At 53.0% G+C, this 14471-nt stretch carries 10 protein-coding genes; 5 read left to right on the plus strand and 5 right to left on the minus strand.

Annotated elements, in window-relative coordinates:
- Positions 1-13 precede the first annotated feature (13 nt).
- The 4 genes from ACYVAM_RS10350 to ACYVAM_RS10365 form a co-directional block, all read right to left on the minus strand.
- A complete protein-coding gene (locus tag ACYVAM_RS10350) occupies positions 14-1849 on the minus strand; it encodes a beta-N-acetylhexosaminidase (RefSeq protein ID WP_461066576.1) in 1836 nt (611 codons plus the stop codon).
- Between the two features lie 154 nt (positions 1850-2003).
- The gene (locus ACYVAM_RS10355) at positions 2004-3728 is read right to left on the minus strand and encodes an FAD-dependent oxidoreductase (protein WP_461066578.1); all 1725 of its coding nucleotides are present in this window, start codon (positions 3726-3728) and stop codon (positions 2004-2006) included.
- A 186-nt stretch (positions 3729-3914) separates the two neighbouring features.
- Entirely contained in the window at positions 3915-5636 is a 1722-nt protein-coding gene (locus ACYVAM_RS10360) for an FAD-dependent oxidoreductase (protein WP_461066580.1), read from the minus strand.
- Positions 5637-5811: 175 nt separating this feature from the next.
- Positions 5812-6567, minus strand: a complete 756-nt coding sequence (locus ACYVAM_RS10365; protein ID WP_461066582.1) for an SDR family NAD(P)-dependent oxidoreductase — start codon at positions 6565-6567, stop codon at positions 5812-5814.
- A gap of 215 nt (positions 6568-6782) precedes the next feature.
- On the opposite strand from ACYVAM_RS10365, the gene ACYVAM_RS10370 reads away from it, so the two are divergent.
- From ACYVAM_RS10370 to ACYVAM_RS10385, 4 genes are all read left to right on the plus strand, one after another.
- Positions 6783-9341 (plus strand): DUF7133 domain-containing protein, encoded by a 2559-nt coding sequence (locus tag ACYVAM_RS10370; protein ID WP_461066584.1) that lies wholly within the window; start codon positions 6783-6785, stop codon positions 9339-9341.
- 26 nt (positions 9342-9367) lie between these two features.
- A complete protein-coding gene (locus ACYVAM_RS10375; RefSeq protein ID WP_461066586.1) occupies positions 9368-10426 on the plus strand; it encodes a sugar phosphate isomerase/epimerase family protein in 1059 nt (352 codons plus the stop codon).
- A 55-nt stretch (positions 10427-10481) separates the two neighbouring features.
- Entirely contained in the window at positions 10482-11267 is a 786-nt protein-coding gene (locus tag ACYVAM_RS10380; protein WP_461066588.1) for an SDR family NAD(P)-dependent oxidoreductase, read from the plus strand.
- 107 nt (positions 11268-11374) lie between these two features.
- On the plus strand, positions 11375-12700 hold the full coding sequence (locus ACYVAM_RS10385; protein WP_461066589.1) for an MFS transporter: 1326 nt from the start codon (positions 11375-11377) through the stop codon (positions 12698-12700).
- Between the two features lie 11 nt (positions 12701-12711).
- Here ACYVAM_RS10385 and ACYVAM_RS10390 read toward each other — a convergent pair whose 3' ends face one another.
- Complete coding sequence (locus ACYVAM_RS10390; RefSeq protein WP_461066591.1) at positions 12712-13032, minus strand: cupin domain-containing protein; 321 nt, start codon at positions 13030-13032, stop codon at positions 12712-12714.
- Between the two features lie 88 nt (positions 13033-13120).
- Between ACYVAM_RS10390 and ACYVAM_RS10395 the strand changes: the two genes are divergently transcribed.
- Positions 13121-14398 carry an MFS transporter gene (locus ACYVAM_RS10395; RefSeq protein ID WP_461066593.1) on the plus strand — a complete coding sequence of 426 codons (1278 nt, stop codon included), beginning with the start codon at positions 13121-13123 and terminating at the stop codon, positions 14396-14398.
- Positions 14399-14471 lie beyond the last annotated feature (73 nt).

Raw genomic sequence — 14471 nt, forward strand, 5'->3', positions numbered from 1 at the left:
GACTAACACGCCACTACTGCACTTTTTTCTCCGCGACCGGCATCATCACTTCCACCATTTTTCCGATGGGTTTTCCGCTTCGGTAGGCGATTACTTTTACCCGATCGGCGCCTTTGGGCATCAGGAAAGGCTGGGTGTAGAGGGGAAAATGATCGTCGGGAACGGTATTGTCCGTCGAATAATAGAGGTACGTATCGGGGAGTTCGTGGCTCAGCATCACTTCCATCATTCCCATCGGGAGCTTTTTCAGTGTAACGATGGGGTTATACACGCTACGGGCGTAGTTCACATCCTGCGCATCGAACCGTTTAAAATGAGCGTCTACCCGATTGATAAAATCCGGCCAGTTGCGCGAGCTTTTAGGCGACCAAAGGACTTCGGCCAGGGCGAAGGCACGTGGCCAGGTCATGTATTCGGCATGGCGACTGTTGGGAATGGACTCTGTCCATAGATTACCCTGTCCACCCAGAATCAGATCGGCCCGCACGCTGTCGGGAACGGGTTCAAAGGCATAGGCCGTACTGAGCCGGACCATGCCGTAAGTACTTGGTTCGGCGGATGGCTCGCCCTGGTACAGGTCCAGGTAACAAAATTGGGACGGCGTCATAATGACCGGATGGCCCTGCTTGGCCGCTTCGATACCCCCTTTCATACTCCGCCAGCTCATCACGGTGGCATTGGGCGCCAACCGAACCGTCGGGCCGTCCCCCTCCAAAATCTCATCCCAGCCAATGAGCTTTTTCCCTTTCGACTGGACTATTTTCTCGACCCGTCCAATGAAATAGCTTTGCAGTTCTTCGACCGTTTTAAGGTTATTGGCAGCCATCGTGGCCTTACATTCCTCACAAGTAGCCCAGAAACCCTTATAGGCTTCGTCGCCCCCCACATGAATATAAGGGCCGGGGAACAACTGCGCCACTTCGGTCAATACCTTGTCTACGAACAAGTACGTACTGTCATTACAAGGGTTCAGGTTGTTATCTTCCAGCTTGTAGAACTTGCCATTGGTTGGTACCAACACCTGTTTTTTGCCACAGGTCAGATTCGGATAGGCCGCAATGGCAGCCATCATGTGACCCGGCATATCTATTTCCGGCACAATCGTGATGTGTCGATCTTGGGCATACTGAACAACTTCGCGAATATCGTCCTGCGTATAGAAACCACCATACGACGGCACTTCACCCGGTTGCGCATTTTCGATGTCGCCCCAACGGCCACCCGTTCTGGCGGCTCGCCACGCCCCCACTTCGGTCAACCTGGGCAGGCTATTGATCTGAATACGCCAGCCCTGGTCGTCGGTGAGGTGCCAGTGAAAAACATTGAATTTGTATTGCGCCATCTGGTCGATATACCGCTTCACGAACTGCTTGTCGAAGAAGTGGCGGCTCACGTCCAGCATGAGTCCCCGCCAGCCGAAGCGGGGCTGGTCGCGGATGTGCAGCGCCGGAATCGACTGCCCACGAACCGTTTTGACAACCGGCATCAACTGCCGCAGGGTCTGTAGTCCATAAAAAAGACCGGCTGCTTCAGGAGCCGTTAGGGTAATACCCGTTGGTGTGACGACCAGGTCATAGCCTTCCGGCCCGACACCCGTTACCGGAGCCAGCCGAACCGTGATGGCTTTGGCCACCTTAGAAGCATCCGATGCCGGAATACCGGGCAGATTTTCCATAACCATCCGGCGCACATCGACCACCGGGGTTAGAATGGCCAGCCGGGTCTGGGCCGTAACAGCAAATGCCCCGGTACCGGGCTCGAGGGTTTGCGGAGCTGGAATCAGGGCCGGAACAGGCATCTGGGCCGCAGCCGAAAACGCCAGGAGAAGCAACGCGATGAGCTTGTGCATTTTGTTTAGGTAGTATACGGCCGATTAGACAATCGAATTGGAACAGGGTTTAGGCCATTAGGTTTTGATGCTTGAGACGAAAAGTAGCTAACAGCGTCAACCAAATCCGTGAAGCCTTTATCTTGAACAGTTTCCAGCCGTTTGGCACAGCTACTCAGGCCCTGGGCCAGTGCGTTTCTACACCCTGCGACCGAATCAGTTTCTGGAAACCATCAAGCAAGTGTTCTTTCTCCCGAACCGCGTGTGGAGTAGCCCGATTATCGAGCGAATACGCCACCAGCATACCCACGGCTTCACCAATGCTCCACTCGACGGGATGCAGCCGGTAGCACCCGTTGGTAATGTGCGTTGTCCCGATATTCTTGTTGGCAGGAAGCAGGTTTTTCATGCGTTTCGGCAGCAACGCCCCCAGCGGTATCTGGAATGGCAACGACCCGAAGTCGATGTAGTTATTCCCACCGGTGCTGGGGTGTAAATCAATGTGGTAATATCCAACGCCCACGCTATCAGCAAACTCAGCCGCTACGTTCCCGTCTTTTTTACCCGTGATCAACGCGCGATTTTCCGCTCCGACATGTTCTTCCAGTATGGTAAAAACAGATTTGATGCGCCTTGACTCACGCACATACGGATATTTGGCAAGCCCATCTTCGGTACCCATGATGTCGGGGCGAAACCGTATGCCCGGCCAGCCCTGTCCGCCATCGGGGCGTGGGACCTCCGTTTGTAGCCAGTAAAGAAGCGATAAGCTTAACTGCTTGGCCCGATCAACGTGTTTTTTGAATTCTTTATCGGTTGCCCCAATCAGGTTGCCAGCGCTGTAGTCGTTTTGGGGCCAGTTTACCCCCGAAATATCACCAGCATAAGTCCCCGGCTTAAAGTTAGCCTTGCTGATTACCCGGCGGTAGTTCCACAGATTTAGCTTATCGCCCGTAGCAATGCCTTCGGGATGAAAACCCAGTTGTTTTGGTTCCAGCGTTTTCGGGTTCGAATACGTCAGATCGAGCAGCTTACCCGACCAGGCGGGCGTTATCGCCGGTGAATACGATCGCCAGAAGCCATAGTCTTTGGGCTTATCGATGACGTGATTGCCACCCGCCACATAATCCATGGCAAAGCAGACCGTAAACGCCTGACAGTTGTTGGGGTCCGCTTTTTCAGGCGCGTGTAGCTCGCGTGTTTCGGATCGGGATTCAGCACCGGTAACGAACTCCGTTCCGGTCAGCGGAAGCAGGTCGCCCAGTTCGGTCGCGTCGACAAAATACGGAGCCGACAGGACCACCTCGGTGCCACTGCGTTGGCTCACGGCTTTCAGGGCACGGACCGTATCCCCCTGAACATCGGCCCCACTTATTTTGTGTTCGAGAAACAATGTCAGCTGACCCGAACTCAGGTAGGGGGCCATCATCTGCTCCAGCACCGCCAGGGCTACTTTTGGCTCATGGCATAACCTCGACACGGCGCCGTCGCCCGGATTCAAAAATTGACTGGCTTTAGCGGCTTCCGTCAACGGGTAATTCTGTTTGTAATACGCCCGAATGGCCGTGCGTACATCGCGGTAAAGCCGGGTGGCCCCGTGGGTTTCAATCCATTGGTGTTCATCGGGTGGAACGCCCTGCTGGGTCATCTGTCCACCTATCCAATCCGTTTCTTCCGTCAAGATAACCCGTTTATGATTCCGCAAAGCGGCCAGGGCGGCAGCACATCCGCCCAGGCCACCTCCGGCAATGACCAGATCGGCGGCTCGCTCGGCTTGTCCGGTTCGGGCAAACGGACGATGAATATGGGTTTCGGTCGTGGCCGAAAACGGCAGGAGTGGAACCGTTAACGCGGCTCCGGTGCCAATGGATAAACGGTCAAGAAAATTACGTCGATTCATGCGTTTGGGCGCAAAAGGCGGGGTGGTACTTCTGTATTAGGGCTTACGCAACACCGGGTTAGAACCCGGCGCAAAAATAATCAGACGAGTAAACTTCGCCGGGTTCTAACCCGGTGTTGCGTAAGCCCTGTGTACAACAAATTTCCATGGCACGGGCAGCCCCATCCGTTGTACTGAATGGCCAGATCAATTGGCTGGTGTTAAGGTTAATCGTTGTTTATCATGCAATAAAACCTTGCTCAACGTTTCGTAGGGCAAGCGTTGCGGACTGACTTTATTGTCGATACTCAGAACAGCTGCCGTTGCGGCCGACTGCCCCAGAATCATAAACACGGGTTCCATCCGGATGGACCCATAGGCAATATGCGAGCTGGACACACAAACCGGAACCAGCAAATTGGCACATTCTGTTTCTTTTGGCAAAATAGATCCATACGCAATCGAATAGGGCTTGTCGGGATGAACGCCAATATCGCCTTCGTTCTGCACAAACCCATCCTCTTTTACATACCGCTGGGCATTGTGGGCATCGAGCGCGTAGGAACCCATACCGATTGGTTGCGGCACGGTGGTCTTGCCCAGCGCATCAGCCTCTTTCATAACAAACACGCCAAGCATCCGCCGGGCTTCCCGAATGTAGAGTTGATGCGGCCAGTTACCATTATCCGTAAACTCATCTTTGGCCAGTCCCCACGGCTGCATCTGCTGGTGCACGTCGGCCGGAACGCGTGAATCGTTGGCCAGGAAATACATGAGCCCCTTCTGATAGAGCTCATGGTCTTTAATGATCGCCTTTCGGCGTTCGTACGTAGCCTCCGGGTAATCGTAATTTTTGCCAATGTAGTCCGTACTGAATGGGCCGTGGTTGTTGGTGTCGGTTTTCCGATTGGGAATAGGGTCGTATTTGTCGAAAGTTTCGCGCCAGCCGGTGGCAAAAACACGGGCCAGTAGTTCATAGCGGTCAGCGTTATACCCTTCCGGTTTTGGAAACGGCACCCGGTTGTCGGGGTGATTGCTGAGGCACATCCTGAAGCAATAGGTTTGTATTTTCGTATCGCCCGTTCCATTTGCGGCTGGCGTATCGGACGAGATTTCGGGAAGCAACCCGCTGGCCGGATCTCCCGGCACCTTATACGGACTAACGTTGGCTTTGAAATAATGACCGTGTTGAAATACACCCGCCTGTACACCGTTCCAGGTTTCGCCATATACGCTGTTGGCTTCGCGGCCCACATGATACTTCACCCCCGCAGCGGCCATGAGGTCGCCTTCGTAGGTAGCATCGATAAATTGCTTCCCTTCGTAAACCGTGCCGCTTAGGGTACGAAACGAACGGATCTGACCGGCCTGCTTTGTCAACCCTTTAGGTGATCGGTCGAGCCACTCATCGCGATAAATTGTCAGCTTGTACTGGGCAACGAAATCCTCAAAAACCTGCTCGGCGGCATGGGGCTCAAAAATCCACATAGTCCGGCTGGTCCCATCGATGGCGGGTGTTCCCTGCCCCTTATTGCCGTATTCCTCCGGTTTCTGCCAGGCCCAGGATTCTTTCTTTTGATAATGCTGATACAACCGTTGATAAAACTCACGGGCCAATCCCCCGATAACTTCTTTATTGCCGGTGTCGGTGAATCCTAATCCACCCGACGATAGACCACCCAGGTGCGTATCCGGCGAGACGACAATGACCGATTTGCCCATCTTTTTTACCTGAACCGCAGCCATCACAGCCGCCGACGTACCGCCATAAACGATCACGTCGGCCCGCCGAACAACGGCCTTTGACGGCTTTACGGGTCGGGCTACTGAAGCAGTGACCGTTGACACAAACACGATTGCGAATACAATCGACTTTAAATCAACTAATAAGCCATTTACGTTGCGGCTATCTCTACAGGCGTTTTTCATAGAAAGGGGATAATGGGTACTGTACCAATTCATATAATACTGGCTGGTACAGCGTTTAAAAGGCCCTGCTGGTAATGGTTTACTTGATCAACCTCAAGGCTAAACATTATTCTACCGGGTATAGGGTTTACATGGAAACAAACACAGCGTAATGCTATCACCACTCTAGGCATATTCAATAGGTAGCCCGCCCACCCGACAAATCGAAAATAAAACCCGTATTAAAGCTTGCTTCTTCCGATAAAATCCAGGCGGCAAGGGCCGCCACTTCTTCCACGGTTCCGAGTCGCTTCATGGGTATTTTTGCCGTCATATACGCCAGTTGTTCGGGTGCGGTATGCTCGTTCAAGGCCGTTTTGATCACCGCCGGGGCCAGCCCATTGATGGTAATTCCCGTCTCGGCATATTCTTTCCCTACGCCTTTTACTAGGCCAATCACGCCCGCTTTCATGGATGAATAGCCCGCCATAAACGGATTCCCTTCCTTACCGGCAATCGACGCCATGTGGAGTATACGGCCGTAATTGGCCTTCTCCATCACCTTAATGGCATACTTTGTCATCAGGAAAGCACCCCGTAAATTGATCGCATAAATGCGGTCGTATTCATCGACTGAATAATCCGTAATTTTTGTACTGGTTGGCCCAACAATGCCCGCTGAGTTGACCATAATGTCGAGTCGCTGGTGCGTTTGCGCTACTTGCTCGACGGCTTTCTCTACCGATGCTTCGTCCGAAATATCGACAACGTATCCGGTTGCCTTATACCCGTGGCTACCAAACTCGGCCACGGTGCGGTCGAGTAGCGCGCTATTAATATCGAACAACGCAACCGTGGCTCCTTCCGAAGCAATTCGCCGGGCAATTCCTTTCCCGATGCCTTCGGCACCGCCTGTAATAATGGCTACCTGATCTGTAAATCGATTTGACATGCAATGAGCGTGTTTCGCGGATGTAACAATATAGTTTTTAAACCAGAAATGAGGGCATATATACTACCCTGTATGTTATTTTGACGGTTTGGGGAGTCAGTTGTGAAATTTATAGAAATAGTTGTAGTATTTGTTACACTTAATAAGCTTTTCATACCTGGTGATCGTTTAAACCCCAACGAGTTACACTGAACGTTATAAGCCACTTGTATTCTATGGTTAAGTCCGCCTATTACATATGTTTGCTGGGTGCTGCTCTTTTTTGTCTGGTAAGCTTTAAAGGTAAATTGGGTAGTTTGCTGGACGAAGGCCCATCTCCCGCCCGAACGCCCGCCGAAGAATTAGCGACGTTTCAGCTCGAACCCGGCCTGAAAATGCAGTTGGTTGCCGCTGAACCCATGGTTCAGGACCCCGTCGTCATTACCTTCGATGAAGCTGGCCGACTCTGGGTTGTGGAGATGCGGGGGTTCATGCCAACCGTCGACGGCGAAGGGGAAAATAAACCCGTCGGGCGGATCTCCGTGCTGGAAGACACGAACGGCGATGGCCAGATGGACGTTAGTAAAGTCTACCTCGACAGCCTGGTGATGCCTCGCGCTCTGGCGCTGGTTCCGGGTGGTGCGCTGGTGGCTGAAAACGGCTCTTTATGGATGACCAAAGATTTGAACGGCGACGGCAAGGCCGATTCAAAAACCCTCATCGACAAAGACTATGCAGGCAGTGGTCTTCCCGAGCATTCAGGCAATGGCCTCTGGCGCGGCATGGACAACTGGCTCTATAATGCCAAATCCCGCTTCCGGTATAAAGAAGTCAACGGAACGTGGCAGCGCGACAGTACAGAAGCCCGTGGGCAATGGGGCATTAGCCACGACGATCAGGGGCGGTTGTATTACAATTACAACTGGTCACAATTACACGCCGATCTGGTGCCACCCAATTACCTGTCCCGCAACAAACACCATACCCCCACGACAGGAATCGACTATGGCCTGACCATCGATCGGCGGGTTTACCCGATCCGGCCCAATCCGGCTGTCAATCGGGGTTATATACCAGGCACTCTGGATAAAGAAGGGCATTTGCGGGAATTTACGGCGGCCTGCTCGCCCCTCGTTTACCGGGGCATGGCTTTACCGAAGCCTTTTTATGGCAATGTGTTCGTGTGCGAACCGGCCGGAAATCTGATCAAGCGAAACATATCTGAGAATAAAGAACTGCTCATTTCCGCCCACGACCCGCACCCCGGCAAGGAGTTTCTGGCATCGACCGACGAACGGTTTCGCCCCGTTCACATGACGACGGGCCCCGATGGGGCGCTGTATGTGGCCGATATGTACAGAGGTCTTATTCAGCACAGCGCCTATGTAACGCCTTATTTGAAAGAACAGACAATTGCCCGAGGTTTGGTAAAACCCATAAACTATGGCCGTATTTGGCGAATCGTTCCCGAGAACTGGCAGGCATCGACGCAAAAAAAACTAGCTGAAGCATCGTCAGCCGAACTGGTTGCCGAACTATCGAATCCCGATGGCTGGCACCGGGACATGGCACAACGGCTGTTGATTGAGCGGAAGGACAAAAGCACCCGGCAGCCATTGACGGATCTAGCGCAGAAAGGCACAGATCAACTGGGACGTTTCCACGCCTTATGGACGCTGGATGGGTTACAAATGAGCAGCCCAACACTTCTTTTTGGCCTCCTGTCTGATAACAACACCCTCGTCAGAACAACGGCGCTGCGGTTACTCGAACCGGTTGCCAAAACGGATAAAACCGTGCGTGCCCAGCTAGGTGAGAGATTGCTGAACGAATGGGAGAAAGCTCCGATTGAGCAAGTGCTCCAAATGGCGTTTACAGCGGGCGTACTCGATCAGCGTGCTGCGCAGCCCTTGCTGGCGGGCATCGTAGACCGATATGGGGAATCGGCCCTGATTCGGGATGCCGCCCTCAGCAGCCTTCAGGATCGGGAGTTTGCCTTTTTGCAGAGCCTGACAAAATCACCCGCCTGGCAGGCGACGCAACCCGCGAAAGAAATTTTCCTGGAAATGGTGACAACGTCTGTCATTCGCAAACGGAACCCAACCGAACTGACTGCCCTGCTGGCCATGCTCAATACACCGAAGGAAGCCTTAACCTGGCAGGAAAAAGCGATCCTCACGGGCTTATCGATTCAGGGAAGCAACAGCAAACTGAAACCGATCAAGCTGGCAGCAGCGCCCAAAATCATGACGCAGTCGACGGGTAAGATCGACCCCGCCCGTCTGGCTACACTGGGCGCTATGTTCGAATGGCCGGGCCATATTGCCAGCCGGGCTAACCTGCCTAAAAAGAGCCTCCTGAATGACGAAGAACAAAAATTATTTGCATCAGGACGCCAGCATTACCTCAGCACCTGCTCAGGTTGTCATGGTACCGACGGCGCCGGACTAAAACGGTTTGCGCCACCCCTCATCGGTTCTGACTGGGTGCTGGGTGACGAAAAACGCCTGTCGCTCATCATCCTGCACGGTATGGAAGGCCCGATAGAGGTAGCCAAACGAGTGTATGATGCTCCCGATATTCTCCCTGTTATGCCCGCCCACTCGACCATGGACGACGGCGCGATTACGGCCATCCTGATGTACATCCGAAATGAGTGGGGCAATAACGCCGGTCCTATCGGGAAGCGCACAGTGGGCATGACCCGCGTTACCTCGCAGGGTCGGGTAGTTCCCTGGACCGCTAAAGAATTGAACAACTACATCTCTGAAGGCAAGGCCACCAGCGGAAAATAACCGGATAACCTCCTCATCTCATAGTCATGAAAAGACGAGATTTTATACAAAAAGCGTCACTCGGTGCAGCGGCCCTGTCACTTCCGAAGCTACCATCGTTTGCGAAAGACACGCGAATGGGCATTGTGGTGCATTCGTACTGGAGTCGATGGAATTCGAAAACAGACAGCAAGAAGTATCCGGCGTTCACCAATGCCATTCAGTTACTGGATCATTGCCATCAGCTGGGCGCGGGAGGAGTGCAGGTGATCGTAAACGGCTGGTCAACGGATTTTGCCAAAAAAGTGCGGGACGAGCGCGAAAAATATGGCCTTTATCTGGAAGGCTCGATCGGCTTGCCCAAAAAAGCTGACGACGTTCCCAAATTTGAGCAGGACGTTGTCAACGCGCGGGAAGCCGGCGCCCATGTTTTACGAACCGTTTGCTCCTCTGGCCGACGCTACGAAACCTACCACTCGCCCGAAGCCTTCGAGGAATTGAAAAAAACCGCTCTGGCATCGTTGCAGCTAGCCGAACCCGTTCTACGAAAGTATAAGGTCAAACTGGGCGTCGAAAATCACAAAGACTGGCGAGCGCCGGACCTGGTCAATCTATTGAAACAGGTCAACAGCGAATGGATTGGTGTGACGCTCGATTTTGGAAACAGCATGGCCCTTCTCGAAGATCCGATGGAGGTCGTTCAGACGTTGTCGCCCTATGTATTCAGCACGCACGTCAAAGACATGGCCGTCGAGGAATATCCAGATGGTTTTTTGCTGTCGGAAGTGCCTATGGGGAAAGGTATCCTGAACCTGAAAAAGATGGTCGACCTCTGCAAACAGCATAACCCCGCAGGCACCTTTAGCCTGGAAATGATCACCCGCGACCCGTTGGAAATTCCTTGTTTGACCAATGCCTATTGGGAAACGATGGGCAGCGTACCCGGCGCCGATCTGGCGCGCATGCTGCGAACGGTCAGACAGCACAAATACCCCGGCGGCCTCCCCCGGGTTACCCAGTTGGACGCCGATGGCAAACTAGCCCTCGAAGAGGAAAATATTGTCGCCTGTATCAACTACAGCAAACAGTCATTGGGGCTCACGTAGTGTTTTTAGTGAGTCCATCGAAACAACGCATCAATACAACCTTTACCTATAAAAAATGAGTAACGAACGCCTTCCCGGTATCAAACAATTCGACCTTACCGGAAAATCTGCCATCATTACGGGTGGCTCAAAAGGGCTGGGCTTAGCCATGGCCGCCGGACTAGCCTCCGCAGGCGCCAGTGTCATGCTGGTGAACCGCAACGCCGAAGAAGGGGCAGCCGCTGCCCGGGAATTGAGTACGGATTATGGCGTGAACGCCATTTCATTTGCGGCCGACATTACCAAAGCCGACCAAACCGACGCCATGGTCAACGCAGCCCTGGACGCTTTCGGGAAGGTCGATATTCTGATCAATAGCGCAGGCATCAACATCAGGGGGGCCATCGACGAATTGACACCAGAGGATTTCAGCCAGGTGATGGATGTCAACGTCACCGGAACCTGGCTGTGTTGCCGGGCCGTTACGCCAGTCATGAAAAAAGCAGGCCAGGGCAGTATCATCAATCTGGCCAGTACGCTGGGCCTGGTCGGGTTGTCGAACCGGACGCCCTACACCGCCAGCAAAGGAGCCGTCGTGCAGATGACGCGCGCCCTGGCGCTGGAACTGGCTCCGTTCAGCATTACGGTCAATGCCATTTGCCCGGGGCCCTTCCTGACCGAAATGAACCTGCCTATTGCCGATACCGAAGAGGGCCTGAAATTCGTAGTGGGAGCTACGGCGCTGGGCCGATGGGGCCTGTTGCGGGAGATTCAGGGAGCCGCTATCTTCCTGGCCAGCGATGCAGCCACGTTCATGGTCGGTTCCATGCTCACCGTAGATGGCGGCTGGACAGCCCGATAAGTAGTTGGTTTACGGTGTTCGGTTTACGGTAGGCTGCCACATAGATAGTTTATGCGGTAGCCTACCGTAAACCGAAGCCGGTAAACACTATACCTAAACCTCACCAAATGGACCAGTTAAGCACTCAGAAGCCAACCCGAGCGCGTTACGGGATGTTAGCCCTCGTATTCGTCAATGTAGCGATTAGTTACCTCGACCGAACGAACATTGGCGTTGCGGCTACAGCGCTTGGGAAAGATCTGCACTTATCAAAAATTGAGTTAGGCTATATTTTGTCGGCTTTCGGGTGGGCGTATGCTGCGTTGCAGATTCCCGGCGGCTTAATTGCAGACCGCTTTGGTCCTCGTATTTTATATGCTTTCTGTCTGATTACCTGGTCATTGGTTACCGTGGCCCATGTGCTTGTCAGAGGCATTGCCAGTTTGTTTTTCCTTCGGTTAGCTACGGGTACACTCGAAGCGCCTTCTTATCCGATTAATAACCGGGTCGTAACCAGTTGGTTTCCTGACAACGAGCGGGCCTCGGCCATTGCCATGTATGTGTCAGGGCAGTTTATCGGGCTGGCTTTTCTGAGCCCGGTGTTGGCCATGGTTCAATATTATGCGGGCTGGCAGGGGCTGTTTATCGGCACGGGACTGGTTGGTTTAGTATGGGGTATTATCTGGTATCTTTTCTACCGCGATCCGCTGGACAGCCCGGCGGTGAATAAAGCGGAACTGGATTATATTGAAGAAGGCGGAGGTTTGTTCAGAGTAAAAGACCGGACGAAGGCACAGGCCAATTTATGGCGATGGTCCAACGTAAAACATATCTTTTCGAGCCGAACGTTGTGGGGCGTTTACATCGGGCAGTTTGCCGTCAATGCCACCCTTTGGTTTTTCCTGACGTGGTTTCCAACGTATTTGGTAGAATACCGCCACTTGGGTTTTATCAAATCAGGTTATTTGGGGTCGGTACCTTTTCTATCGGCCTGTGCAGGATTGCTGTTATCCGGCTTTGTGTCCGATCGGTTGGTCAGGCAGGGGAAGTCGGTAAGTATGGCCCGCAAAGCACCCATTATCATTGGGCTTCTCTTATCGGTCAGCATCATTGGGGCGAATTACACCAACGACACGTTCCTGGTTATCTTCTTTCTGTCACTGGCCTTTTTTGGGTCAGGCATGGCCCTGATCTCCTGGGTGTTCGTCTCCATCCTGTCACCCAAAGAGCTGATTGGCTTAACGGGTGGCGTCTTTAATTTTATGGGCAATCTGGCTTCCATTGTGGTGCCCATTGCAATTGGTTATCTGGCTCAGGACGGAGATTTCAAACCCGCTTTGGTGTTTATCGGTGCTTTGGGATTGACGGGTGCCTGTTCATACATATTCCTGGTTGGCAAAATAGAACGGGTTGTTATACAGGATACGCCGACAGGTGTCGTTATTGGCAAATAAGGCAGTGTCGCCTAATAAAAAATGGCCAGCCAGACGGTTTCTTCGGCTTCCGTTGTCCACTCGACGCGGTGTTTGAGGTGGGCGGGCAGGTTGATGTGCATACCGGGAAACAGCTCAACGGGCTGATCAATACCGTCTATCCGGAGCCGGGCCGCTCCCTTCGCGAGCAGCACCCATTCATGCTGGTCCTGATCGTACCAAAATCCATCGGGCGACGCATGCCCTTTCGAAACGATCCGCTCGACCCTGAAGCTTGGTCCCGTCACGATTTCGTCAACCAGCTCTTCGGGTAGGGAGTCTGGAATAGACGTAAATAAATTGCCGATTGTCATTAACAGACGAATAAGTGGGTAAGTTACTACTTTACAACTTACCACACTCCTTTGCGTATATCTGCGGGCAACTGTGCTTTATATGTTAATGGAAAAGACATTAGCCCCTACTCGCTGGTATCGTCTGATACCAATCGCCTTTATCACCTACAGCCTGGCTTACCTCGACCGGGCAAATTTTGGGTTTGGAGCCGCCAGCGGCATGGCGACAGATTTGAAAATCACCCCATCCATGTCTTCCCTGTTGGGATCGCTGTTCTTCCTGGGCTATTTCTTTTTTCAGGTACCCGGCGCTATCTATGCCGAAAATAGAAGTGCCAAGAAACTGATTTTCTGGTCGCTGATCCTGTGGGGTGGCCTGGCGATGGCAACGGGCATTATCAGCAACGTTAACCTGCTGATTGTCATTCGCTTTATGCTCGGCGTTGTCGAGAGTGCGGTGATGCCGTCGATGTTGCTCTTTCTGAGCCGGTGGTTCACTAAAGCGGAGCGGTCGCGGGCCAATACGTTTCTGATTCTGGGCAACCCGGCTACCATCCTCTGGATGTCGGTACTGTCGGGTTATTTAATAAAATCGGTTGGCTGGCGGTGGATGTTTATCCTGGAAGGACTCCCGGCCATTATCTGGGCGTTCTTCTGGTGGCGGCTCGTTGCCGATAAACCCAGCGATGCCAACTGGCTCGCCGAACGGGAAAAGCAGGATCTGGAAGCTGAATTACAGAAAGAGCAGCAGGGCATCAAGCCCGTCAAAAATTACGCAGCGGCCTTTAAATCGAGAATTGTCATTCTGCTAAGCCTGCAATACGCCCTGTGGAGCATTGGGGTGTATGGGTTTGTGATGTGGCTTCCGTCCATCATCAACGCGGCCCCGAACATGGACATTGTCAAAACCGGCTGGCTGTCTTCTGTCCCCTACGTACTGGCCATTATCGGGATGTTGTGTGCGTCCTATTTTTCGGATAAAACCCTGAACAGGAAAATCTTTGTGTGGCCGTTTTTACTACTGGGCGCGGTTGCTTTCTACGGGTCGTATCTGGTTGGTGCCAACAATTTCTGGTTATCGTTTGTGCTGCTGATTATTGCGGGTGGTGCCATGTATGCGCCCTACGGTCCTTTCTTTGCCATCATCCCCGACCTTCTACCCAAGAACGTAGCGGGTGGCGCGATGGCACTCATCAACAGTTGCGGAGCATTGGGGTCCTTTGCTGGTGCCTATCTGGTTGGCTATCTGAATGGCTCAACGGGTGGGTTCGGAGCCTCTTATATTTTCATGGCCGGGTCGCTCTTGCTGTCCGCCATCATCACCCTGATCGCCGTCAAAACGCCCGACAAGCAGCCAAGTCCCGAAACGCTTATCGTTCAATAAGTTTTGTTTCACCTCGTTTTATAGATTAGTTCACCTTTCAAGGTGGTGGCAGCGCAGCCGCCCGCGCGTTTCT

The organism is Spirosoma horti, assembly GCF_054776595.1.

Coding starts and splice junctions, on each gene's coding strand:
- ACYVAM_RS10375 (WP_461066586.1), top strand. CDS start 9,368: ATGAAAAGACGAGATTTTATACAAAAAGCGTCACTCGGTGCAGCGGCC.
- ACYVAM_RS10365 (WP_461066582.1), bottom strand. CDS start 6,567: ATGTCAAATCGATTTACAGATCAGGTAGCCATTATTACAGGCGGTGCC.
- ACYVAM_RS10370 (WP_461066584.1), top strand. CDS start 6,783: ATGGTTAAGTCCGCCTATTACATATGTTTGCTGGGTGCTGCTCTTTTT.
- ACYVAM_RS10350 (WP_461066576.1), bottom strand. CDS start 1,849: ATGCACAAGCTCATCGCGTTGCTTCTCCTGGCGTTTTCGGCTGCGGCC.
- ACYVAM_RS10360 (WP_461066580.1), bottom strand. CDS start 5,636: ATGAAAAACGCCTGTAGAGATAGCCGCAACGTAAATGGCTTATTAGTT.
- ACYVAM_RS10385 (WP_461066589.1), top strand. CDS start 11,375: ATGGACCAGTTAAGCACTCAGAAGCCAACCCGAGCGCGTTACGGGATG.
- ACYVAM_RS10355 (WP_461066578.1), bottom strand. CDS start 3,728: ATGAATCGACGTAATTTTCTTGACCGTTTATCCATTGGCACCGGAGCC.
- ACYVAM_RS10380 (WP_461066588.1), top strand. CDS start 10,482: ATGAGTAACGAACGCCTTCCCGGTATCAAACAATTCGACCTTACCGGA.
- ACYVAM_RS10390 (WP_461066591.1), bottom strand. CDS start 13,032: ATGACAATCGGCAATTTATTTACGTCTATTCCAGACTCCCTACCCGAA.
- ACYVAM_RS10395 (WP_461066593.1), top strand. CDS start 13,121: ATGGAAAAGACATTAGCCCCTACTCGCTGGTATCGTCTGATACCAATC.